The organism is Paenibacillus sp. FSL R5-0345 (assembly GCF_000758585.1).
Lineage (GTDB): Bacteria > Bacillota > Bacilli > Paenibacillales > Paenibacillaceae > Paenibacillus_AQ.
The window spans coordinates 3,393,368-3,415,309 of record NZ_CP009281.1; the positions used below are offsets into that span (position 1 = coordinate 3,393,368).

The window sequence follows — 21,942 nt, forward strand, 5'->3', positions numbered from 1 at the left end:
AAGGAGGGTGACTGTATATGACTAGTAAAGCTAAAGAGCTGAGTGCGGAAGCGCTTGGAGAAGAATTAATCGGGATACGCCGTCATCTGCATCGGCACCCGGAACTGTCGAACGAAGAATATGAGACAACAAAATATATTATTACCCTGCTGGGGCGGGCAGGAGTCAGGGTCGTAGATTACGGTCTGTCTACCGGAGTGATCGCAGAAATTGGGGGCAAGCAGCCCGGTCCGGTCATCGCGCTGCGTGCAGATATCGATGCCTTGCCAATCCAGGAGGAAACTGGAGCAGCTTATGCTTCGTTGTATCCCGGCAAAATGCATGCCTGCGGACATGATTTCCATACCGCAGCTTTGATCGGTGCTGCCTATCAATTGAAGCAGCAAGAACATCAATTGCAAGGGACGGTACGCCTGTTGTTTCAACCGGCCGAGGAGAAGGCGCAAGGGGCACAGCGGATCATTGCTAGCGGGGCGCTAAAAGAAGTCCGGGCAGTAATCGGGCTGCATAACAAGCCGGAACTGCCAGTCGGAACGATCGGTATTACGGCGGGCCCTTTAATGGCAGCGGCTGACGGGTTTGTGATTGAAGTGCAGGGTGGCAGTTCTCATGCTGCCGTTCCAGAAGCTGGGATAGACCCGATTGTAGCTGCTTCGCATATCGTGACTGCATTTCAATCCATTGTAAGTCGCAATGTCAGTCCCCTACAAAGTGCGGTGGTCAGTGTGACGCAGATTCACAGCGGAAATTCATGGAATATCATCCCCGAAAAAGCCGTGCTTGAGGGTACAATCCGTACATTTGATGAAACAGTGCGCAGCAAAGTACTTGACCGCTTTCGGGAAGTGGCGACTGGTGTTGCAGCTGCTCTTGGAGCAAAAGCCACTGTCCGTTGGATAGAAGGGCCGCCTCCGGTTATCAACGACACCACCTTAGCGGCTTTAGGAGTAGAGTCCGCTGAAGCTCTTGGCTATCGAGCGGTCAAACCAGAGCTTTCACTGGCTGGAGAGGATTTTGCTTTCTATCAGCGCGTGGTACCGGGATTGTTCGTCTTTATTGGTACTGAAGGGAGCCAAGAATGGCATCATCCAGCCTTCAATCTGGATGAACAGGCACTCCCTGTGGCAGCACAATTCCTTGCAGATGCGGCTGTACGTTCCTTTGAGAACTACAATTCCGGTGGAGGTGCAGAATTATAGCTGAACATAAAAGCTACGATGTAATTATCGTAGGCGCAGGCTCGATGGGCATGAGCGCTGGTTACAATCTTGCGAGGCGCGGAGTGAAGACGCTACTAGTGGATGCCTTCGATCCACCTCATACACAGGGTAGCCATCACGGGGAATCCCGGCTGATCCGACATGCTTACAGCGGTGATCCCGCCTACATTGATTTAGCTTTGCGGGCAGATACACTATGGAAAGAAGCGGAACAGTTGAGCGGAACAGAACTGCTTGTCCGCTCAGGCGTGTTGAATCTCGCGGATAGCACAGTATATTCCTTCAACGGCCGTCTCGAAGAAGCGAAGAAACGGAAGGTGCAGGTCCAGCATCTGGATGCCGAAGAGATCCGGCGGCGCTGGCCGGCACTGAACATACCGGAATCATTCGCGGCAATGTATGAACCAGATGCCGGGTATTTGTACAGCGAACGCTGTATTTCCGCCTACCGCCAGCTTGCCCTTGGACATGGTGCGGAACTGTTGACGAACACTCCAGTTGTGAATATTACCGCTCGCGAAGGCAGCATTACGATTCACACGACAAATGGCGATTATCACGGAGCGGCAGCTATCCTTAGTGCCGGAGCTTGGTTTGGTGCGTTGGCACCTTTTGTACATTTGCCGATTAAAGCAATCCGCAAAGTTGTGGGCTGGTTTGAGAGCTCCCCTGCTTTTGCTGCGGGTAATTTTCCTGGCTTTACGTTAGGAGCAGAGGAAGGTGGCTATTACGGATTTCCCAGTATTGATGGCGCTGGTCTGAAGATCGGCCGGCACGATACAGGGCTGGAATGGAAGCCGGGTACACAGCTTGCCCCGTTTGGCAGTGAAGCCAGCGATGAGGGTGACCTCCGCAAGGTGCTGGAGTCATATATGCCGGGTGCAGCTGGCCGATTGCTAAAAGGTTCTGTATGCAAATATGAACATACGCCTGATGAAGATTTCGTTATAGACCGCCATCCGCTTCACTCCAATGTGCTGGTAGCTGGAGGGTTTTCGGGGCATGGTTTTAAATTTTCTAGTGTTGTAGGTGAAATACTGGCCGACTTGGCCATCAGTGGAGTCACCGGTCATAATATCAAGCCTTTTTCGTTATCTCGTTTTGCACCACCGGATCATTCTCAAACAGATCGTATATTGGAGGGGATTTAATGAGCAGAGTTCAAATCAGTGATTTTTTAAGGACGTACCATCAATTAGTAAAGTCGACCGCCGGGTTAACGGAGGAGCAACTGAAATGGAAGGCGGCACCCGCCAGTTGGAGTGTGACTGAGGTGCTGACTCATTTGGCTGATCACAGCATCGTAGTTTCGTTCCGCATTCGTGATATTCTCGCTGCTACGACTGCACAGCTTCCAGTCTTCAATCAGAATGCTTGGGTTAGCGGTCAGTACGCCAACAGCGGAAATGCTTCCGACAATCTGGAGCTGTTCCGCAGTCTGCTTTACTATAACAGTCTTTTGTTTGAACGCCTTAGGGAAGAAGATTGGGAGAAAAGCGGAATTAATTTCAAGGGGGAGACCGTGAAAATTTCCGATATCGTGCACGGCTTCACTGCACATGTGGAGAGACATCTTGGCCAGATCGAGCGAATCAAACAGGGCGCAGCTAATGCATCGTTTGTGCAATGAGCTTAGTGAAGTACTTTCAGTTCTATAGTCTGTATTTAAAACAAAACTTTTAGGAGGAATGAACATGACCAAACCAAGACAACTGAAGCTGGGTGCACTGCTGCATGGGGTAGGAGGCAGCACGTCGATGTGGCGCCATCCAGATGCCAAACCTGATGCCAGTGTAAACTTTGAATTATACAAAGAGTGGGTACAGAAGGCAGAAGAAGGCAAGTTGGATCTGATCTTCATCGCAGACGGTCTGTACATTAATGAAAAGTCCATTCCTCATTTCCTTAACCGGTTTGAGCCGCTGACCATTCTTAGCGCACTCGCAGCCGTCAGCACTAACATCGGTTTAGTTGGTACGTTGTCTACCTCGTACAGTGAACCATTTACCGTAGCGCGTCAATTCGGTTCACTGGATGTAATCAGCGGCGGCCGGGCCGGCTGGAATGTGGTGACTTCACCTCTGGAAGGTTCTGCGTCAAATTACAGCAAAAAAGAGCATCCTGACCATGGCAAGCGCTACCGCATTGCCACCGAATATTTGCAGGTGACACGCGGACTATGGGATTCTTGGGAAGATGATGCGTTTGTACGAGACAAGGAATCAGGTGTATTCTTTGATCCGCAAAAAATGCATGCCCTGGACCATCAAGGAGAGTTCTTCTCTGTGAAGGGACCGCTGAATATTGCTCGTTCGAAACAGGGGCAGCCTGTCGTATTTCAGGCAGGATCCTCGGAAGTCGGTAAGAATTACGCCTCCAAGGAAGCAGATGCTATCTTCACTGGACACGAAACGCTAGAAGATGCCCAAGCATTCTATAACGATGTCAAGACACGGGTAGCTTCGTTTGACCGGAATCCGGATGAGGTGCTGATCTTCCCTGGAATCGCTCCAATCATCGGTGACACACCGGAGGAGGCAGAGCGCAAATACCAGGAGGTTGCTGGCCTTGTAACGATTGAGAATGCACTGAACTACTTAGGCAGATTCTTCGAGCATCATGATTTCTCGCAATATCCGCTGGATGAGCCATTCCCTGAGCTTGGCGAGTTGGGGCGCAATAGCTTCCAAAGCGGCACGGATAAAATCAAAAAGGATGCGAAGGAGAGAGGCTTGACGCTTCGACAGGTCGCCTTGCAATCGGCTACCCCACGCAGCAGCTTCATTGGCACACCAGAGCAAGTAGCTGATCAGATTCAAGCTTGGTTTGAGAGTGGCGGGGCAGATGGATTTATGATTGCGGCTGCTGTCCCTAACGGACTGGAGGAATTCATCGATCGGGTAGTTCCGATTCTCCAGGAGCGGGGTTTGTTCCGCACTGAATATGAAAGTGACACGCTACGTGGAAATCTCGGCATTCCGTTGCCGGAGAACCGCTATTCCAAAGCTTCTCAGCCAGCAGGGCAAATTTGACGGTTGATCCAGTATTCGCAATCCACCAAAACTCGAATATTGCGGAGATGATGCATTACGCCGGCCAGCTGCAGGATGAAATGATTGAATACCGTCGTGATTTGCATGCCCATCCGGAGCTACTGTATGATGTCGTCCGCACTTCTAATAAAGTAGCAGAATTGTTGGAGGAGTGGGGGATCACAGTACGGAGAAATGTCGGCAAACATTTCGGAATGGGAGTGGTCGGCCTTCTGCAAGGCTTAGCAGACAATGGCAATAGTGGGCCCACTCTTCTTCTAAGGGCAGATATGGATGCCCTGCCGATACAAGAGTCCAATGAGTTGCCTTACAAGTCAGTCAATGACGGCATCATGCACGCCTGTGGCCATGATGCCCATACCGCTATGCTGTTGGGGGCTGCCCGAACCCTGGCAGCCTTCCGCGAACGATTGATTGGCACGATCATTTTCGTCTTTCAACCAGCTGAGGAAGGCGCTGTCAAGAGTCCTCTTGATGGAAGATTACTCTCGGGTGGCCGCGATCTCATTGAGGATAACTTGCTGGAAGGTGTCGACTATGCCTACGCGCTACATGTCATGCCAGAGCTTCCAGTCGGAATGCTTGGCATTCACCCTCATGATGCCATGGCAGCATCCAGTCACTTTAAGGTGGAATTTCAGGGGACATCCGGTCATCATAGTGCTCCGCACAGAGCTGTAGATGCGATCCAGATGGCGGCACGATATATAGGAGAGATTAACGGAATGATGGCTAATCGAATCGATCCGCAGGAGGCGGCGGTGTTGGCCTTCGGAACGTTGCAGGCTGGTACTGCTGTTAATGTGATCGCTGAACACAGTGTACTGACAGGAACGTTCAGAGCATTTACCAAGACGACGGTAGCTGCAATTACAAATGGTTTACAACGTCATGCTTCAGCTATAGCTGAGTCTTACGGAGGGAAATACAAGCTGGAGCTACGTGAGGGAATTGCAGTAGTGAACAATGCGGAAGCGGTGCAGCAGGTGCTTCATGCAGCCCGTGCAGTTCTAGGAGAGGATCAGGTAATACTTCTGGAGCAGCCAAGTCTGGCTGGTGAGGATTTTGGTTGGTATCTTGAAAAAGTTCCTGGTGCCTTCGCCTTTATTGGTTGCGGCAATAAGGAGAAGGGAATTCTCCATTCTATCCATCAGCCACAGTTTAATATCGATGAAGCGATGCTAGGTCATGGTGCGAGTATACTGGTTAGACTCGCAATACAACATAATGGCTCGGCCATCAGTGAAAAAACGTAAAAGGTACCCAACTTGGGTACCTTTTACATTTGTTTAAGCTTGTCAACTCACCAGAAATACGTTTCGAATGTGTAACCGTTTTTCCCAAAGAAAGTTATCTCCCCGCTTGTCACTTCCTCAGGAATGTCAAAAAACATGCCTTATTTACCCGCGATATCATAGGTGTGAGTTACTTTCTTATCATGAACTTTGTAACTTACCTCAAAATGACTGAATTGCTTCTTAAGAACTTATTAGAACAGACCGACACTAACGAGTTGTCCGCTCCTCTTCACTTGGACGTCGTCTCCATCATCCACCATGCCTAAATCCAAACTCCAGTCCAAACTCCCGTTTTTTAAACGATCGACGTATTTCAACGTAAGCGATTCTACGCCATCTTCCTCTTCGATATGTAAGAGTACAGCCTCCTCAGGAGATTCGAGTTCAGCACGAAAGTCATCATCCGTGGTAATGATCGCTGTTCTAGTTGCTACATCCCAATCAACGGAGATCCCGATTCGTTCGGCAATAGTGCGCAATGGAACAGGATCATTAGTTTGACATTATGCAAGCATTTAACTATACTTAATATAGTTACTTACTTAATTATATTTAATGGACAAATCATAAATGAAATCTAACTTCTTAAAGAAAAGAGGGTAATCATGGAACAATATCGGATCAATGCAGACAAAGGCTTAGAGTTTGGACTTTATACATTAGGTGATCATCTAGCGAACCCTGAAACTGGGAGCCGAATATCTGCCAAACAACGCATACGTGAAATTATTGACTTGGCTCAATTAGCGGAGCAAGCAGGAATTGATTTTTTTAGTGTTGGAGAGAGTCATCAAGAGTATTTTGCTACTCAGGCGCATACTGTTGTGCTGTCAGCTATTGCACAGGCTACTGAGAAAATGAAAATAGGTAGCTCATCTACGATTATAAGCACCTCTGATCCGGTTAGGGTGTACGAAGATTTCGCTACAATTGATTTGATTTCAAATGGTCGAGCTGAAATAATAGCTGGCCGTGCCTCTAGAGTGGGGTTATATGAATTATTGGGCTATGATCTTAATGATTATGAGGAATTATTTGAAGAAAAATTCGACTTGTTATTAAAGATAAATGAAAACGAAGTTATGAATTGGAAGGGAGAATTTCGTAACCCTCTCAAGAATGCAAGAATCCTCCCCCGTCCTGAGGGAAACTTACCGATATGGAGAGCTGTAGGGGGAACTTCTGCCAGTGCGATCAAAGCAGGCATTGCAGGTGTTCCTATGTTTTTGGCCCATTTAGGGGGTCCCGCAGTCTTGTTTAAAAGATCCATCGATGCTTATCGTGAAGCTGCAAGCCAGAACGGATTCGATCCGTCGAAGCTGCCTGTAGCGACTGCTGGATTCTTTTACGCGGATGAAACTACACAAAAGGCACAAAGAGCCTATTATCCATATATAAACGAAGGAATGAAATTAACCAATGGACGTGGTTTTCCTAAACAGGCGTTTGCTCAAGGAGCCGATCCCCGCGATGTTATGAATATTGGCAGCCCACAGGAAATCATTGAGAAAATTCTATATCAACATGAACTCTTCGGCCATCAACGATATATCGCACAAATGGATTTTGGTGGCGTACCTTTTGAAAACTTAATGAAAAACATAGATTTAATCGGTTCTGAAATTCTACCCGCTATTAAAAAATATACGGCAAAAAAATAAACTCCAGGAGGTCAGAAATATGAAAATCGTAGCATTATCAGGGTCAAAGATAGGCTCGAAAACCAGAATCGCTATGAATTACACAGTAAATTCATTTCATGAAAAATACCAAGATGCAGAAGTTACGCTTCTAGATCTGGCGGAGTATGATGTTCAGTTCAGTGATGGTCGCAATTATCTGGAATACGAAGGGGACACTAAGTACGTAATTCAAACGATCATGGAAGCAGATGTTATCGTAATCGGAACGCCTATATTTCAAGCTTCCATCCCAGCAACACTAAAGAATATATTCGATTTAGCACCCGAAAAAGCATTTCAACACAAGGTTGTAAGTATGCTCATCACGGCAGGTTCTGCACGTCACTATCTGGTAGCTGAGCAGCAATTGAAACCGATATTGGCCTATATGAAAGCGCAAATTGTTCAAACGTATGTATTTATAGAAGAGAAGGATTTTTATCGAAAAGAAATAGTAAATGATGATGTGCTATTCCGTATAGATCGCTTAGTGGAAGATACCTATGTACTCTCTGAGACTTATGCCAAAATTCGAGAGGCTGAAGAAGCTAAATATGGTTTCTAAGGAAGATACTTTTTTTCAAGTTAACCCTTCATCCATTAGGATGAGGGGTTATTTGTACAATTCCTTTCCAACAAGGCTCCCAGTTGCGCTGCTAATTCTAGATAAGTTACAGGTCTTTCATTCTTAAACCACCATTCAACGACACCCACATAAGAAGAAGCTAGAAATTGTACGATTAGATCTTTATTTAAGCCTTCGTTTTTACCTTTTGTGATATCCACTTCGTCTTTAAACTCTTCGATTAGAAATTCTAGAAAGCGATTCCGGAAGAAAGGTGCTCCTTTACTAGCCAACATCATGGAGAAAAATGCATAGTTACTCTCAAAATATTCCGTCCAAATCACAGATCCCGTTACAAAATCCAAATCAGATGCTACTTCACATTTTTCACGAAGTTCATAGATATGGTTCTCTATAAGTTTATTAAGTAGATCATATTTATCCATGTAGTGAAGGTAAATGGTACCACGACTCACGTTTGTTTTATCTGAGAGTTCCTGTAGGGTTATATCGTCAAATTTTTTCACGGACATTAGGTCAATTACAGCTGTCTTCAAGGCTTCCTGTGTTTTAAGGATTCTTCGATCAACTTTAGGTAATTTGCTCACCGAACTTTCTTTATTCATCAAAAATTGAGTAAGAATTCTTTACATAACATACTATAACAAACTCATCAAAGGGGATATCTGTTTGAATTTATTCACTTAAATCTAAGAAGTGGTATCAATATGTTTATCTAGTAATCGTTTATTTTGATGAGAAAAGTGTTTAATAGGAGGGTTAGATAATGGGATTAACAGATGCAGCAAAGACGTATCATGAAAGAATGTTTCCAGGCTTCAAAATTATATCTCAATGCATCCCTTTCATAGGTTATCCGCGTAGTCTTAATGCTCTACGGTGTGTGAATGAAGCAGCAGCTAAATCGGAATAAGAAGTTTAGGAGGGAATAATTATGAACAATCGTACATGGCTAATTACAGGTGTCAGTAGTGGTTTTGGTTATGAGATGAGACGCTTATTTGCAAATGGTGTTTACAGATCCAGCGCCGCTTAATACCGCGATTGGTAATGTAACTTTTGCTACAGGCGCCCGAAATAACTGGCATGCGCATCGGGTTGGTCAAGTTCTGTTAGTCACCGGAGGAAATGGGTGGTATCAGGAAGAAGGAAAGCTTGCCCAATTGCTCAAAACAGGTGATGTGGTCAACATTCCACCTAATGTAAGACATTGGCACGGTGCGACAAAGGATAGCTGGTTCGTGCATTTGGCCATGACGCCAGGGGAAACGGAATGGTTTGAAGCTGTCAATGATGAATGGTTTGAGGCACTTTAGAAATTGAATCTTATAGAATCTTAGAAATGGAGGCATGCTCTGTGGAATATATTAAATTTGGAAATACGGGAATGGACATCTCACGGATTTGCCTTGGTTGTATGAGCTTTGGAGAGGTGTTGCCTGGAGGGCATCAATGGGTGCTTGATGAGGAGAACAGCCGTCCTATCATTAAAAGAGCGCTATAGCTTGGCATCAACTTTTTTGATACGGCTAATATTTATGCAAGGTTCTAGTGAAGAAATTATCGGACGTGCGCTTAAGGACTATGCGAATCGGGAGGAAATTGTTCTTGCCACGAAGGTCTGGGGTCAGATGCGTCCAGGTCCAAATGGTGGTGGGTTCCCGAAAAGCTATTATGATCGAAATAGATAAAGTTTGAAAAGACTTGGGACCGATTATGTGGATCTCTATATCATCCACCGCTGGGATTACAACACACCCATTGAAGAAACCATGGAAGCCCTGCATGATGTGGTGAAGTCTGGAAAAGCCAGATATATCGGTGCCTCTGCCATGTATGTTTGGCAATTTCAAAAAGCATTACATGTGGCCGAGAAGAATGGCTGGACTCGTTTTGTATCCATGCAAAATCACCTTAATCTCATCTACCGCGAAGAGGAAAGAGAAATGTTGCCGCTCTGTCAGGATCAAAAAATTGCGGTAACTCCTTACAGTCCTCTAGCATCAGGAAGATTGATTCGAGATTGGTCGGAAGCAACGCGTAGATCCGAAACCGATCTCATTCAAAAATCCAAGTATGATTCAACCGCTGATGTAGATCGGTTGATTGTTGAGCGAGTAGCCTCATTGGCAGAGAAACGCGGTGTTCCGCGTACACATATCGCACTTGCATGGCTGCTGCAAAAAGCTTCTGTAGCTGCTCCTATTGTTGGTGCAACGAGAATCGCTCAGCTCGAAGATTCAATAGATGTGCTATCGGTGAAATTATCTCCTGAAGAGATGTTGTTCCTAGAAGAACTGTATGTTCCGCATCCCTTCGTAGGAGCCCAGTAGTTACCGATACCTATAAGCCGTACTATATGTACTTAACCATCAACGGATAACAACCTTTAGGTAAACGAATTTAATTAAGCCTGTGATCAGAGCCAAAAGATCATAGGCTTTTTTTTACGCAATAAATGATTTAACGCAATTCACTTGGAGTCCGCTGTTTAATTTGTTTAAATACTCTGTTGAAGGTACGGATATTAGTGAAACCACATTCCAGTGCGATCTCCAGAATGGATTTGTCTGTGGTCAGCAGCAGTTGTTCTGCCTGATTAACCCGGATGTTGCTGAGGTACGCAATATAGCTCATACCTGAAATGCTCTTAAAGAAGCGTGAGAAATAAAAGAGGCTCATATTGGCTTGGCGTGCAGCGTCAGCAAGTGTGATGGAATGCATATAGTTGACGTCGAGATATTCAAGAACCTCCTGCATAATCTTCATGTTAGTAATACGCCTTTTGTCTTTCTGTGGATTTATTTTATCCAAAGGGACATGCCGTAAAATGAGTCCACTCCATTCGTGCAACAAGCCAATGATTAACTGTTCATGATATTCAAGCTTCTGATTATATTCGCGCATAAGCTCCTTCATAATGGCAGAAAGCCGGTTGTTGATAGCTACTTCATCTTCTCTAATGACTAAGCACTTATCAATAAAAGGAGAGGTCAGTCTCACATTCAGGGGCCACCCTCCAGGAAAACCGATTAAAGAAGGATTAAAAATAACCATCATTATCTTAGAACTGCCGTCCTTGCTGTCATAGTAATGAATGTCTCCGCTGCTACATATAGCCATGTCACCAGCTTCCAAAACCCGCGTTTCCGAATTGATTCCCATCCGAATGGAGCCCTCGAATACATAGACTAATTCGAGATCATTATGCCAATGGGCTAGGAAATCTATATCATCAGACACTATTACTGTGAAAGGAAAATTCGAATGATAGGTTCTATTTTCGTGAAAAGCTTTCATAGGATCTCCTGTTCATGCGATTTGAATTGAATGTTCACCTTTAAAACTTAGCAAAAAATGACCAATCACACAAGTGAAATGGCGAGCAGATAGCTCCAATCTGGATTACAATTTCATCAGATGGAAGTAAGCTAGATTTCATATAAAAAGGAGATTGCAGCATGACGAAGAAGGCATTAATTGTAAAAGGTGGATGGGATGGGCATGAACCTAATGAAGTAGCCGCGATATTCGCTGACATCCTTGAAGCTGAGGGTTTTGAGGTTGAAGTGTCTGATACACTTGATAGCTTCAACAATGCAGAGAAGCTTGCCGACTTAAGTCTTATTGTACCGGTGTGGACAATGGGAGAAATCAGCAATGATCAGGTATCTTCCGTTCTGAAGGCTGTAGCTTCTGGCGTAGGAATTGCCGGTTGTCATGGAGGGATGTGCGACTCCTTCCGTAACAATACAGATTGGCAATTTTTGACCGGATCTCAGTGGGTGGCGCATCCATTTAACGATGGGGTAGAGTACGAAGTCAATATAGTACACTCTGGCTCAAGCGCCATTGTGGAGGGCATCCAAGACTTTAAGGTGAAATCGGAGCAATACTATTTACATGTGGATCCGGCGGTAGATGTTTTAGCAACAACTACGTTTGTAATGAGTGAGGGTGAGCATTCAGCGAATGGTGTCATCACAATGCCTGTTGTATATACAAAGAAATGGGGAAAAGGCAAGGTTTTCTATAATTCACTTGGGCATCATGCCGATGTTTTCGATATTCCGGAAGCCAAGGAACTGATGCGAAAAGGTTTTTTATGGGCGGCTAACTAAAACTGAGATAAGGTGGGAATGATCTTGCGCAAAGTGAAGGTAGGTATAGTCGGCTGCGGAAACATCAGCAGCATTTATTTTGAAAATTTGAACGGTACCTTTGTTAATACTGAGGTGTATGCTTGTTCCGACTTAGATAAAGGTAGAGCAGAGCAGGCAGCGGAGAAATATGGAGTTCCTCATGTGTGGACGACAGAGCAATTACTTGCTTCGGAAGAGGTTGAAATTGTTGTTAATTTGACAACGCCTAATTTTCATTTTGATGTGTGCAAACAAGCCTTGTTAGCCGGTAAGCATGTGTATGTGGAAAAGCCATTATCCCTTTCCCTAGAAAATGGCACCGAGCTAGTTCGCCTGGCGAAGGAAAAGAATCTGTTCCTCGGTTGCGCGCCAGATACTTTCCTAGGAGGCGGACTGCAAACCTGCAGCAAGCTGATTGCGGACGGTTATATCGGACAACCGGTGGCAGCAACAGCCTTTATGCTCTGTCATGGACATGAAAGCTGGCATCCAGATCCGGAATTTTATTATAAAGCCGGTGGCGGACCGATGTTTGACATGGGACCCTACTATCTAACTGCCCTAGTGTCTTTGCTGGGCCCAGCTAAAACTGTATGCGGCATCACTAAAACTTCCTTTGCCCAAAGAACAATTACTAGCGAAAAGAAGTTTGGTAAAGTCATTGATGTAGAGGTGCCTACACATGTTGCCGGAACAATTGAGTTTGACAGTGGTGCTGTGGCAACTATGATCACCAGCTTCGATACTTGGCATAGCACATTGCCGAGAATCGAGATCTACGGATCGCAAGGAACTTTGATCGTACCGGACCCTAATAACTTTGGAGGGCCGATCCTTCTACGTCCGGCACACAGCCCGGAATTCCAGGAGATTCCGCTTATCTATAACTATGCAGATAATAGTAGAGGCATAGGCGTAGCAGACATGGCCCGTTGTATCGACACAGGGGAAACACCGCGTGCAAACGGAGAACTCGCCAATCACGTACTTGAGATTATGCATGCGTTCCATACAAGTTCAGATTCTAAGCGGTATGCGGAGCTGGTCACCAGCTGCGAGCAACCCAAACCACTGCCGCTTGGCTTAGTTAAAGGATATTTAGGATAGCATATACCTGAAATAAAATACTAAATGTAACGCTGCAGTTAATCAGCATTCAAAAGAGTAGAAGACGGATCGATCTGTCTTCTACTCTTTTTGGGTCTGATGAAGCTCTGATTTTCGGAACATTAGCGGTGTAATCCCATATTTATCTTTAAACGATTTCTGGAAATGACTTTGACTGGAGAAACATAGGTATGTGCTTATTTCACTAATACTTCTGTCGGAGAATGCCAGCAGATCTTTGTCTTCTTCTAGCTTGCATTGTTTAATAAAATCGCTTAAATCAAGGCCCAGTTTCTTTTTAACTTTTCGTGATAGATAGGGTCGACTATTGCCCACATGTATGGCCACGTCGGTACAGGATATCTAGGCTATGGTTCATAAAGATTTCAACCATCGAAGTGTGATCATCTATTCTATAGGAAATTAAATCAAAGAGAACGGAAGTACGAACGGAGCAGCATGGGGCAGAACGCTTGCTGGGATAATTTGTTGGGAGGAACTAATATATCCTTCCCTGGACCACCACAAGTACTCAGCGCTGGTATCACTATCAATGGAAGCAACGATGTTATCACTTTCGCCAACGCAGGAACCTATTTTATCTCCTACCAGGTAAATACAACCGCTGGAGTACTGCTTAACACACGTTTAATGATCAATGGGGCCCAAGCAGCTGGTTCGGTAGTTTCGCCTGTCAGCGTTCAGTTTTTTGGAGCCGTTGGTGGTGTGACTTTGAACTGGGGGAGGTTCAACCGGAGCAGCACTAAATATCATCCGTTTAAATTAATTTTAATTCTTTGGTGAAAATGTGAAGGAAGCCCATGGCTCTATTCTGCGGATTTTTCGTGAAATAGGGTCTTTTTGTAATTCTTCAGAGATTTACACAATTTACTCGGTTGAGTCGGTTAATTAGTCCTGAATTTTATTCATTGGCTAATATAGAAAACGATTTCTGAAAAATGTAAAATACAGGTTGAGGCTAGATTATGAAATAAGGATGGAAATCCCATAAGGATCAAATTCAATATTTTTCAAAAAATGCTACTGTTGCTGCTGATATTGTTAACACTTGTCGTGGCGTCATACTATTATTCTACTTCCAAGAGTGTCATACAGAAGGAACTTATCCAAAGGAAGCCTGAACCGGATGGAGCTTTTTGTCGTACAACTGGATGCAAGCATCGAGAAGTTTGACCTTGTCTCCGCACCTATGCTCGTTGATACTAATGTTCTGGAATATCTTTATAATCTCGAAATGAGCGATTATTCTCTAATAAAAACAAGGCTGCTGATTCAGGAGAAACTGTCGCTGGCCAGCGTGTCTGGTAATAGGCGCAATGACGTTTCCGTGTATTTCCCCCAACATGACGAAAGCATTTCGTCTTCCCCCACCTATGAGTATGATCTAGAAGAGTTTGAGCGCCGATTCTCGCTGGGATGGGGTTACAGCGAAGATTTAGAGATAGGATCGGGTTTTACTCGAACTTATGTCACTACGGGCTACAAACCGGCCGGATCAGACGATCTGGATGTTGCCGAACGGATTAACCTCTACAAATGGAGCTTCGAGAATCTGCTCGATACTTACAAGTCTAATCACTCAGATAATCCGTTTTTTTATAAAAAAGGACACGCCGTTATCGCCAGCCGGTCCTAGAATGGGCCTAGGCACACACTTTACGCTGAACTGTGATGTTATGACGCAAACTGACAAATCAGGACAGTACGCGCCAGGTGTTGCTTGGGAGCTGGGTAATCAATTCCTGAACTATGTCTGGAACTCAGAGGCAACAGACAAGTGGGAGCAATTCAAAAAATTCAATGAAGGCGCCAAATCGTCACCGGCCCTTGGCTTCACATTTGACAGCGAACCAGTCAAATCAGAGGTGGGGGCACTTGCAAACGTTTTAAGAGAATATCAAAAGATGCTTGAGACGGGGTCGGTCGATCTGGACAAAGAGTTGCCTAAGTATATCGCTGCCCAAAAATCAGCCGGCCTCGACAAAGTCATCGCTGAGAAGCAAAAACAGCTTAACGAATTCCTTGCAAGCCAGAAATAATCTCACAAGTATACAAATAAAAGTCCCAGTGGATGCTTTTTTTGACATGCTCTTTCTCTTAAAGTATGCTTTATACATCTAATTCAAGCATAGGAGTGGATATAGTCTATTGACTGTATTCACTTTTTTCTTTGTCATTACTATGAGGAGGTTAATTCATGGACATAATCATTAGACAAGAAAAAATTGAAGATAATAACGAAGTGTACCATGTAGTCCAAAAAGCATTTGAGAAGGCAGATTACTCAGACCAGGATGAACACAACTTAATAAATAGACTTAGAACATCAGCGAAGTTTATTCCGGAGTTGTCACTTGTAGCTGAATACGATAATGAAATCGTAGGACATATTCTTTTTACAGAGATAAAAGTGGGGGACCAGACTCTGATTGCGCTAGCACCTGTTGCTGTATTACCAGAAATGCAAAGCAAGGGTATAGGGAAGCTGCTCATTACTGAAGGGCACAGAATCGGAAAACAGCTTGGCTATAAGGGCGCTGTTGTTTTAGGTCATGATAAGTATTATCCGAAGTTTGGTTATACAAAGGCTAGTCAATATGGAATAGAGGCACCCTTTGAAGTTTCTGACGATAATTTCATGGCCGTTGAGCTTGTAGATGGCGGTCTTTCAGATGTCCATGGTGTTGTAGAATATGCTAAAGAATTTTTTTGAAAAATAGATTAAAGTGCTCCTATGGAGAAGGAAACCCAGTCATATTTAACGACTTTGGGTTTCCTTTTTTTAGATTTAGGCAAGTGACGTTCCTTAAAAACTTAAATCGAATATCGAAAACGACTTGACGAACGATAATATCCTGTTTAAACTGAAGCAGTGATTTAGTAAATTAGTAAATTTGTAAATTATAAAATCAGTAAATTAGTAATTGGAGTGAGGCAATGAAAATAACCACAACGTTAAAGTATAAACCGGTTGTCATGTCAGGAAGTTTCGAAAAGGTGTGAAAATCTGTAAAGGATAAGGGGTATTAAAATGTTTTCCAATCGTTATGTTCGGACAGTTATTCTCTCCCGTATGTTGTTGCAGCTCGGAATATGGATACGGAATTATGCCGTCCTTCTTTATGTTTCTGAATTGACAAATAATAATCCGGTAGATGTATCTTTGATATCGGTTGCTGAATTTGCACCGATCTTTATATTTGGTCTGATTGGAGGGACCTTTGCTGACCGATGGCGACCGAAGAGAACCATGGTATGGAGCGATTTGTTATCTGGCTTGTCCGTCGGGGTGGTGCTGATTTCGGTTATGAATGGCGGATGGGTTGGGTTGCACTTCTCATCGGATCTTTCGTGTCAGCAAGTTTATCTCAATTTTCTCAGCCTTCGGCCATGAAACTGTATAAGAGACATGTACCAGCTGAACAACTGCAGGGGGTTATGGCGATGTCCCAAACACTTGTCGCTGTCTTTACAGTTTTGGGACCCGTTATCGGTACGTTTATTTTTATAAAGTTTGGAATTAAAGTATCTCTAATTCTGACAGCCGTAATGTTTCTGGGATCCTCGCTTATATTGTCGTCCCTTCCACGGGATGAAGAGGAACCGAAGTCTGGAAAAGCCAGCGGGTTCATCAATGAGTTAACGGCTGGCTTACGTTATATTGGATCGAGTAAACCCTTAAGAACACTTAGTTTAACTTTCTCGGCTGTGGGATTGGCATCAGGACTAACTCAGCCGCTTCAAATCTTCCTAGTCATCGAAAATTTGGGTAAGGATAAACAATTTCTGCAGTGGCTCGTGATGGCTAATGGAGCATCCATGTTAGTGGGCGGAGCTGCCATAATCGCGATAGCCAAAAAAGTAAGGCCACAGCTACTACTGTTGATAGGCTTGCTCGTCAATGCTGTCTGTACGGTTGGAATGGGTGCGTCTAAGGAAATATGGCTGACGATTATTTTTTTAGTCATCAGTGGTTTGTTTTATCCTTGTATTCAAGGGGGGATTCAAACACTTCTTGTGCGGAATAGCGAAGGCGCTTTTATTGGACGGGTTTCGGGAGCGATAATGCCTATTTTTATGGGAATGATGGTCGTTGGCATGTTCATTTCCGGCTACCTAAAGGATACCTTCTCCCTAATGGGTGTATTTATGACGAGTGGTGTTTTTGTGGTTATCGGTGCGCTTTTTCTGCTTCCCATTGTTGTTAAGAAAAGAAGTAAGAGTGAGCATAATCATTCCATGAATATTCAATAACTACGATAAGGAGAGAATGAAATGGATATGAATAAACGCAAAGAGCTGATCGAGGAGTACAAACAAATTAAGATTTATATGGGTGTTGCTCAAATCAAAAACCAAATCAACGGCAAAATATTTATCGATAGCTATCCTAATTTGAAAAACAAATGGCTTACCCTGCAAATGCAGCTGGATTCAGGGAGATTTGCAAATGCCCAGCTCCAGAAGGATTGGAAAGAATTTGGTGCCGATGCGTTCACGTATGAGGTACTGGAACAGAAGGAAATAGATAAGGTAACAGATATGCGCTGGGAACGGATGAAAATTCTAAAACCATGGTTAGAGAAGTTACAGCCATACGGAGATAGAGGATATAATAAACCACGAATTGACTAACTAGTAAATCCAAGCTAAGATGAAACCGTCGTTTAGTAAATTAGTAAAATAGTAACTGGAGGAAGAAAATAATATGAAAATACCTACAACTTTAAAACATAAACCTGTTGTTGTATCGGAAAATTATGAGCAGGTTGACGGCCGATTGGCAGGAAATACGGATGCAAAAGGTCTTTCTCTTGGATTGGCCCAGTGGAACGATAGAGGAAAAGTCGATATATCGGCTAAGGTATGGAGATATACTGGAGAAAAATGGTCCAGACAATCGGAGGAGCTCCCTCTCCATCGTGTTCTTGATTTGTCCATTCTGATTTGTCGGTCTTTGGAACATTTTCGGGAAGCGTATCGATATGAGAATTTATATGACACTGAGCAGCCTATAATTGATCGAATTGGCTTGCAAGGGGATGCCATGACCGTAGGAATCTGTACGGACAATGAGCGAATTAATGAAGATATTAAGCTGTTCAGTCAAGCGCTGAGCGATGATGATGAAATGATCGGTGAGCGTCTGAGCACGTTATCCAAAATATTAAAGGATATGGGATATTAATTAGGAAGTGGCAGTCAATCGGGGGAAAGCAGCCTTCGTGACTGCCACTTTTTTTATTGTAATCAGTTTATAGGCTGATGGAACACCTATCGGATGAGAAATCGTTTAATTGAGAGCACTTTACTAAAAGATAAAATGAGAGAATTAGGTAATAATTTAATACTATTGTGGTATCTGTTTAGTAAAGAATTGTTACATACTTGAATAGTACTCAAACTAATTTGACTGAACTTCATGAGAAAGGAAGAGCACAGATGTGCATGCGTAAATTAGGAAATAGCGGCTTGGAAGTTTCGGCAGTAGGGCTTGGCTGTATGGGAATTGGCTCAAAAACCATATATTCTCACGATTCCAGGTACTACAAAATTAAACAGATTAGAAGGAAACCTATTTGGAGTCGACCATAAATTAACAACGGAAAATGTAAATCATCTGAATGAAGCGATTTCTAATATGGACATTGATAGTACACATTTCTAACTAAAACTATCTTAACTAATAGGAGGATTTTATTATGCAAAAGGTTACTTTGAACAATGATGTTGAAATGCCGATACTCGGTTTTGGTGTTTTTCAAATTCAAGATGAGGCTGAATGTGAACAAGCTGTTTACGAGGCGATTATGGCGGGCTATCGATTGATTGATACCGCAGCCTCTTATTTAAACGAAGAAGCAGTGGGAAGAGCTATCAAACGAAGTGGTATTCCAAGAAAGGATCTATTTATTACTACGAAATTATGGATTCAAGATACAGGATATGAACGTACTAAGAAAGCTTTCGAGAAATCTCTTGCCAGATTACAGCTTGATTATTTGGATTTGTATTTAATTCATCAGCCTTTTGGCGATGTGCACGGTTCTTGGCGTGCGATGGAGGAATTGTACCGCGAAGGAAAAATCAGAGCGATTGGCGTAAGCAACTTCCATAGTGATCGGCTGATTGATTTGATCCTTCATAATGAGATAACCCCTGCGGTTAATCAGGTTGAGACACATCCATTCTGTCAACAAATTGAAAGTGCTAAATTCATGCAAGAAAACAATGTCCAGATCGAATCATGGGGACCATTTGCTGAAGGTAAAAATAACATGTTCCAGAACGAAATTTTAGCTTCAATCGCCCAAAAATATAATAAATCTGTTGCCCAAGTGGTGTTACGTTGGTTAACGCAAAGAGGAGTTGTAGTAATTCCAAAATCTGTTCGTAAAGAAAGAATAATCGAAAATTTTAATATCTTTGACTTTGAATTAAACGCAGAGGATATGGAAAGAATTGCGATGCTGGATACGAAAGAGAGCCTGTTCTTTTCACATAGAGATCCTGTAATGGTACAAGCGTTAAGTACTAGGAAGTTGGATATTTAATATAACTTGATAGAAGAGGGGTTAACCATATTAATGAGTTAACTCCTCTTTTTTTTATTAGACGTCTCTAAGGGATGTTTAAGGATAATTTAATTATAATTGTTTTTACTATCCAGATTGTCAGTAGAAGCTGATAAGCTGTACATTAACTGATCGAGTTTGGACGCATAAAGTAAAATTACAGGCTAAAGGAGAGATTTTTTGACAAATAATGAGGTTGTTGAAATTGCTGATGTGTATTTGCTACCATTGATATCGGAGTTGTACGAGTTGAATGGTTATGAAATTCAGCCCATTCCGGCACATGATGGAGGGCGTAATGTCGTTTATATATGTGAAAAAGAAGGTACTGACGCCAAAATACTCAGAATCGCCTTCCTAAATGACAGAAGCCGGGAAGATTTTTTAGGTGAAGTTGAGTATGTTAGATATTTATTTGAGCATGGCGGAAGTGTCTCGGATGTAGTCAACTCCCTAAAGGGGAATCTACTGGAAGAGATCATTCATAATAATCACACTTTTTTTATCTGCCTGTTTAATAAGGCTAAGGGGAAAATGCTTGTAGAAAATAATTATCGGTACCGGGAAGAAGCTCCAATTACAGAATATTATTATAACTGTGGTAAAGTTCTAGGGAAAATACATGAATTGTCGAAAGGATATACTCCTGTTCATCGTCGGCATAGTTTTTTTGACAGATTTAATGCCGAATATATTGATAAATTGATACCTGACTCCTTATCTCTCCTTAAAGAGAGATTGGTAAAGTTTCTTAAAACTTTAGAAGAATTGGACAGGAACCTTGAGTCATTCGGTTTGATCCATTTTGATTACAATGATGGGAATTATTCGATAGATTTTGATACTGGACAAATCACTGTGTATGATTTCGATAATTCATGTTTCTGTTGGTATATGTTTGATCTGGCAGGTCTCTGGACACAGGGCGTGGGATGGGCACAATTCGAACCAGATGCTGTTAAACGAAAGAAGTTCATGGATGATTATTTTGAAGTAGTCCTTAAAGGATACAGATCTGAGACCGCGGTCGATCAGTCAATGTTGGATAAGCTCTCCTTATTCATCCAAGTGACGCTCATGGAGAATATTGTAGATGCATTCGAGGTAATGAGGAACAATGGTGTAGTACCCACATGTGATGAGGAATTATCCTATCGCATAAAATGCATGGAAGACGACATTCCGTTTATGGGGTTTTTCGATGACATTTACTCGTGTAAAGAACCATTTGAATATGAGGAAAGAGAAATTTAGTCTCTAATTTATAGGAGTTGAAGCTACGGTGACTTACGCGAAGCCAAAATTGGCCATGAGTGAAATTGAAAAAGTATTAGAGAATCATCTTAGACCAGGTGCAGTTGAGATTACACCTCTTTCCGGTGGTAATATAAGCAACGTGTTTTCTTTTGTCCTCGAAGGGAAAGGATATGTAGTCAAATTCAGCGATCTGGCAGGAGCGTATGAAACAGAAAACTATGTATCGAATCTGCTATCAAGTCAGAACATCCCTTTCCCGAAATGTTTGGCTTTAGGAAAAACTAGTCAGATAACCTATTTAATCATGGAACGAATGGAAGGTCGCAACCTATCCGATTTCACGGCAGAGGAGCAAACCCTTCACTTGCCTGAAATTATCAGCATTTTGACAAGAATGGGAGCAGCGGATATTGGGGCAACTAACGGGTATGGGTGGATCGGTGCTGATGGCAACGGGGTCTATTCATCTTGGAAAGACTTTATTGTTGCAGTAAATGCTGAGGATCAAACGGGAACGTTCTGGGAGAATTGGTATGATCTCTTCCATACGTCTTGCTTGGAGAAGGATGTATACGAAGAAATATACAGTCGGTTGATGGACTACGTACCCTATAATGAATCTAATAGAAGCTTTATACACGGAGATTTTCAACAGTGGAATATTTTGTCCGATGGAACACGAATTACCGGCATCATCGACGGGAATTGCATGTACGGTGATTGTCTCATAGACCTTGCGATTCTCGATCGGCATATGCCATGGAGTGATGTTATTAAGGTGTATCAAGACTATCAAGAAAAGAACGGAGTAGAAACTCCTAATTTTAAAGAGCGGCTAATGGGAGCCTATTATTTCAAGGGACTTGATGGACTTCGATTCTACGCAAAAATGGGATGGAATGACGCTTATCAGAGCACAAGACAGTTTCTTTTAAACTTGTAGGTTGTAGAGCTGAGAGACTAATTGATTAAATTTGGAAATCGTGATTCAAATGATATAA

At 43.2% G+C, this 21,942-nt stretch carries 24 protein-coding genes and 3 pseudogenes; 23 read left to right on the plus strand and 4 right to left on the minus strand.

The genetic code is table 11. The features are described from left to right. The first annotated feature begins 17 nt into the window (after window positions 1–17). From R50345_RS14980 to R50345_RS15000, 5 genes are all read left to right on the plus strand, one after another. Window positions 18–1,199 carry an amidohydrolase gene (locus R50345_RS14980; protein ID WP_042127805.1) on the plus strand — a complete coding sequence of 394 codons (1,182 nt, stop codon included), beginning with the start codon at window positions 18–20 and terminating at the stop codon, window positions 1,197–1,199. Between the two features lie 44 nt (window positions 1,200–1,243). Then, on the plus strand, window positions 1,244–2,371 hold the full coding sequence (solA, locus tag R50345_RS14985) for an N-methyl-L-tryptophan oxidase (protein WP_042127807.1): 1,128 nt from the start codon (window positions 1,244–1,246) through the stop codon (window positions 2,369–2,371). Then, complete coding sequence (locus R50345_RS14990) at window positions 2,371–2,850, plus strand: DinB family protein (RefSeq protein ID WP_042127810.1); 480 nt, start codon at window positions 2,371–2,373, stop codon at window positions 2,848–2,850. The genes solA and R50345_RS14990 overlap by 1 nt, the downstream gene beginning before the upstream one ends. A gap of 64 nt (window positions 2,851–2,914) precedes the next feature. After that, entirely contained in the window at window positions 2,915–4,252 is a 1,338-nt protein-coding gene (locus R50345_RS14995) for an LLM class flavin-dependent oxidoreductase (RefSeq protein ID WP_042127812.1), read from the plus strand. Then, window positions 4,249–5,529 (plus strand): M20 metallopeptidase family protein, encoded by a 1,281-nt coding sequence (locus R50345_RS15000; RefSeq protein ID WP_231573759.1) that lies wholly within the window; start codon window positions 4,249–4,251, stop codon window positions 5,527–5,529. Before R50345_RS14995 ends, R50345_RS15000 begins: the two co-directional genes overlap by 4 nt. A 233-nt stretch (window positions 5,530–5,762) precedes the next feature. Here R50345_RS15000 and R50345_RS15005 read toward each other — a convergent pair whose 3' ends face one another. After that, window positions 5,763–6,050: a hypothetical protein gene (locus tag R50345_RS15005; RefSeq protein ID WP_042127814.1), complete on the minus strand. Its 288-nt coding sequence runs from the start codon at window positions 6,048–6,050 to the stop codon at window positions 5,763–5,765. Window positions 6,051–6,176: 126 nt separating this feature from the next. Here R50345_RS15005 and R50345_RS15010 point away from each other — a divergent pair, with 126 nt between their 5' ends. Both R50345_RS15010 and R50345_RS15015 read left to right on the plus strand, forming a co-directional pair. After that, complete coding sequence (locus R50345_RS15010; protein WP_042127816.1) at window positions 6,177–7,232, plus strand: LLM class flavin-dependent oxidoreductase; 1,056 nt, start codon at window positions 6,177–6,179, stop codon at window positions 7,230–7,232. Between the two features lie 19 nt (window positions 7,233–7,251). Further along, a complete protein-coding gene (locus R50345_RS15015; protein ID WP_042127818.1) occupies window positions 7,252–7,818 on the plus strand; it encodes an NADPH-dependent FMN reductase in 567 nt (188 codons plus the stop codon). Between the two features lie 35 nt (window positions 7,819–7,853). On the opposite strand, the gene R50345_RS15020 is transcribed toward R50345_RS15015, so the two are convergent. Then, window positions 7,854–8,444, minus strand: coding sequence for a TetR/AcrR family transcriptional regulator (locus tag R50345_RS15020; RefSeq protein WP_042127819.1), 591 nt, complete (start codon window positions 8,442–8,444; stop codon window positions 7,854–7,856). Between the two features lie 161 nt (window positions 8,445–8,605). Between R50345_RS15020 and R50345_RS31310 the strand changes: the two genes are divergently transcribed. The 4 genes and pseudogenes from R50345_RS31310 (at window position 8,606) to R50345_RS15030 (ending at window position 10,172) form a co-directional block, all read left to right on the plus strand. Next, window positions 8,606–8,752: a hypothetical protein gene (locus R50345_RS31310; RefSeq protein ID WP_156114800.1), complete on the plus strand. Its 147-nt coding sequence runs from the start codon at window positions 8,606–8,608 to the stop codon at window positions 8,750–8,752. 79 nt (window positions 8,753–8,831) lie between these two features. Then, window positions 8,832–9,155, plus strand: a pseudogene (locus R50345_RS15025) (cupin domain-containing protein); the annotation flags it as partial. 41 nt (window positions 9,156–9,196) lie between these two features. After that, window positions 9,197–9,343: a hypothetical protein gene (locus R50345_RS32430; RefSeq protein WP_442950192.1), complete on the plus strand. Its 147-nt coding sequence runs from the start codon at window positions 9,197–9,199 to the stop codon at window positions 9,341–9,343. Between the two features lie 34 nt (window positions 9,344–9,377). Beyond that, window positions 9,378–10,172, plus strand: a pseudogene (locus tag R50345_RS15030) (aldo/keto reductase). 130 nt (window positions 10,173–10,302) lie between these two features. On the opposite strand, the gene R50345_RS15035 reads toward R50345_RS15030, so the two are convergent. Beyond that, on the minus strand, window positions 10,303–11,139 hold the full coding sequence (locus R50345_RS15035) for an AraC family transcriptional regulator (RefSeq protein WP_042127820.1): 837 nt from the start codon (window positions 11,137–11,139) through the stop codon (window positions 10,303–10,305). Window positions 11,140–11,300: 161 nt separating this feature from the next. On the opposite strand from R50345_RS15035, the gene R50345_RS15040 reads away from it, so the two are divergent. Both R50345_RS15040 and R50345_RS15045 read left to right on the plus strand, forming a co-directional pair. Continuing rightward, complete coding sequence (locus R50345_RS15040) at window positions 11,301–11,960, plus strand: ThuA domain-containing protein (RefSeq protein WP_042127822.1); 660 nt, start codon at window positions 11,301–11,303, stop codon at window positions 11,958–11,960. Window positions 11,961–11,984: 24 nt separating this feature from the next. After that, entirely contained in the window at window positions 11,985–13,088 is a 1,104-nt protein-coding gene (locus R50345_RS15045; protein WP_197069675.1) for a Gfo/Idh/MocA family protein, read from the plus strand. 81 nt (window positions 13,089–13,169) lie between these two features. Here R50345_RS15045 and R50345_RS30825 read toward each other — a convergent pair whose 3' ends face one another. Further along, on the minus strand, window positions 13,170–13,436 hold the full coding sequence (locus R50345_RS30825) for a helix-turn-helix domain-containing protein (RefSeq protein ID WP_197069676.1): 267 nt from the start codon (window positions 13,434–13,436) through the stop codon (window positions 13,170–13,172). A gap of 111 nt (window positions 13,437–13,547) precedes the next feature. On the opposite strand from R50345_RS30825, the gene R50345_RS15050 reads away from it, so the two are divergent. The 10 genes and pseudogenes from R50345_RS15050 (at window position 13,548) to R50345_RS15095 (ending at window position 21,884) form a co-directional block, all read left to right on the plus strand. Beyond that, window positions 13,548–13,892, plus strand: a complete 345-nt coding sequence (locus tag R50345_RS15050; protein WP_052414607.1) for a BclA C-terminal domain-containing protein — start codon at window positions 13,548–13,550, stop codon at window positions 13,890–13,892. Between the two features lie 301 nt (window positions 13,893–14,193). Further along, complete coding sequence (locus R50345_RS31950; protein ID WP_231573761.1) at window positions 14,194–14,745, plus strand: hypothetical protein; 552 nt, start codon at window positions 14,194–14,196, stop codon at window positions 14,743–14,745. Window positions 14,746–14,785: 40 nt separating this feature from the next. Further along, window positions 14,786–15,148, plus strand: coding sequence for a DUF3502 domain-containing protein (locus R50345_RS31955; RefSeq protein ID WP_231573763.1), 363 nt, complete (start codon window positions 14,786–14,788; stop codon window positions 15,146–15,148). Between the two features lie 158 nt (window positions 15,149–15,306). Then, window positions 15,307–15,822, plus strand: a complete 516-nt coding sequence (locus tag R50345_RS15065) for a GNAT family N-acetyltransferase (protein WP_042127827.1) — start codon at window positions 15,307–15,309, stop codon at window positions 15,820–15,822. 318 nt (window positions 15,823–16,140) lie between these two features. Continuing rightward, window positions 16,141–17,363 (plus strand): annotated as a pseudogene (locus R50345_RS15070) (MFS transporter). Window positions 17,364–17,384: 21 nt separating this feature from the next. Next, the gene (locus R50345_RS15075) at window positions 17,385–17,744 is read left to right on the plus strand and encodes a GIY-YIG nuclease family protein (protein WP_042127829.1); all 360 of its coding nucleotides are present in this window, start codon (window positions 17,385–17,387) and stop codon (window positions 17,742–17,744) included. Window positions 17,745–17,817: 73 nt separating this feature from the next. Next, a complete protein-coding gene (locus R50345_RS15080) occupies window positions 17,818–18,297 on the plus strand; it encodes a DUF6530 family protein (protein WP_042127831.1) in 480 nt (159 codons plus the stop codon). Between the two features lie 514 nt (window positions 18,298–18,811). Further along, on the plus strand, window positions 18,812–19,663 hold the full coding sequence (locus tag R50345_RS15085; protein ID WP_042127833.1) for an aldo/keto reductase: 852 nt from the start codon (window positions 18,812–18,814) through the stop codon (window positions 19,661–19,663). Between the two features lie 201 nt (window positions 19,664–19,864). Next, window positions 19,865–20,938, plus strand: a complete 1,074-nt coding sequence (locus R50345_RS15090; RefSeq protein ID WP_197069677.1) for a phosphotransferase enzyme family protein — start codon at window positions 19,865–19,867, stop codon at window positions 20,936–20,938. A 55-nt stretch (window positions 20,939–20,993) separates the two neighbouring features. Next, entirely contained in the window at window positions 20,994–21,884 is an 891-nt protein-coding gene (locus R50345_RS15095) for an aminoglycoside phosphotransferase family protein (protein ID WP_197069678.1), read from the plus strand. Window positions 21,885–21,942 lie beyond the last annotated feature (58 nt).

What these genes read in the sequence shown, in the direction of transcription:
- R50345_RS14980 (WP_042127805.1), top strand. Translation starts at nt 18, where the DNA reads ATGACTAGTAAAGCTAAAGAGCTGAGTGCGGAAGCGCTTGGAGAAGAA.
- solA (WP_042127807.1), top strand. Translation starts at nt 1,244, where the DNA reads ATGGGCATGAGCGCTGGTTACAATCTTGCGAGGCGCGGAGTGAAGACG.
- R50345_RS14990 (WP_042127810.1), top strand. Translation starts at nt 2,371, where the DNA reads ATGAGCAGAGTTCAAATCAGTGATTTTTTAAGGACGTACCATCAATTA.
- R50345_RS14995 (WP_042127812.1), top strand. Translation starts at nt 2,915, where the DNA reads ATGACCAAACCAAGACAACTGAAGCTGGGTGCACTGCTGCATGGGGTA.
- R50345_RS15010 (WP_042127816.1), top strand. Translation starts at nt 6,177, where the DNA reads ATGGAACAATATCGGATCAATGCAGACAAAGGCTTAGAGTTTGGACTT.
- R50345_RS15015 (WP_042127818.1), top strand. Translation starts at nt 7,252, where the DNA reads ATGAAAATCGTAGCATTATCAGGGTCAAAGATAGGCTCGAAAACCAGA.
- R50345_RS15020 (WP_042127819.1), bottom strand. Translation starts at nt 8,444, where the DNA reads ATGAATAAAGAAAGTTCGGTGAGCAAATTACCTAAAGTTGATCGAAGA.
- R50345_RS31310 (WP_156114800.1), top strand. Translation starts at nt 8,606, where the DNA reads ATGGGATTAACAGATGCAGCAAAGACGTATCATGAAAGAATGTTTCCA.
- R50345_RS15035 (WP_042127820.1), bottom strand. Translation starts at nt 11,139, where the DNA reads ATGAAAGCTTTTCACGAAAATAGAACCTATCATTCGAATTTTCCTTTC.
- R50345_RS15040 (WP_042127822.1), top strand. Translation starts at nt 11,301, where the DNA reads ATGACGAAGAAGGCATTAATTGTAAAAGGTGGATGGGATGGGCATGAA.
- R50345_RS15050 (WP_052414607.1), top strand. Translation starts at nt 13,548, where the DNA reads ATGGGGCAGAACGCTTGCTGGGATAATTTGTTGGGAGGAACTAATATA.
- R50345_RS31955 (WP_231573763.1), top strand. Translation starts at nt 14,786, where the DNA reads ATGACGCAAACTGACAAATCAGGACAGTACGCGCCAGGTGTTGCTTGG.
- R50345_RS15065 (WP_042127827.1), top strand. Translation starts at nt 15,307, where the DNA reads ATGGACATAATCATTAGACAAGAAAAAATTGAAGATAATAACGAAGTG.
- R50345_RS15075 (WP_042127829.1), top strand. Translation starts at nt 17,385, where the DNA reads ATGGATATGAATAAACGCAAAGAGCTGATCGAGGAGTACAAACAAATT.
- R50345_RS15080 (WP_042127831.1), top strand. Translation starts at nt 17,818, where the DNA reads ATGAAAATACCTACAACTTTAAAACATAAACCTGTTGTTGTATCGGAA.
- R50345_RS15085 (WP_042127833.1), top strand. Translation starts at nt 18,812, where the DNA reads ATGCAAAAGGTTACTTTGAACAATGATGTTGAAATGCCGATACTCGGT.
- R50345_RS15095 (WP_197069678.1), top strand. Translation starts at nt 20,994, where the DNA reads ATGAGTGAAATTGAAAAAGTATTAGAGAATCATCTTAGACCAGGTGCA.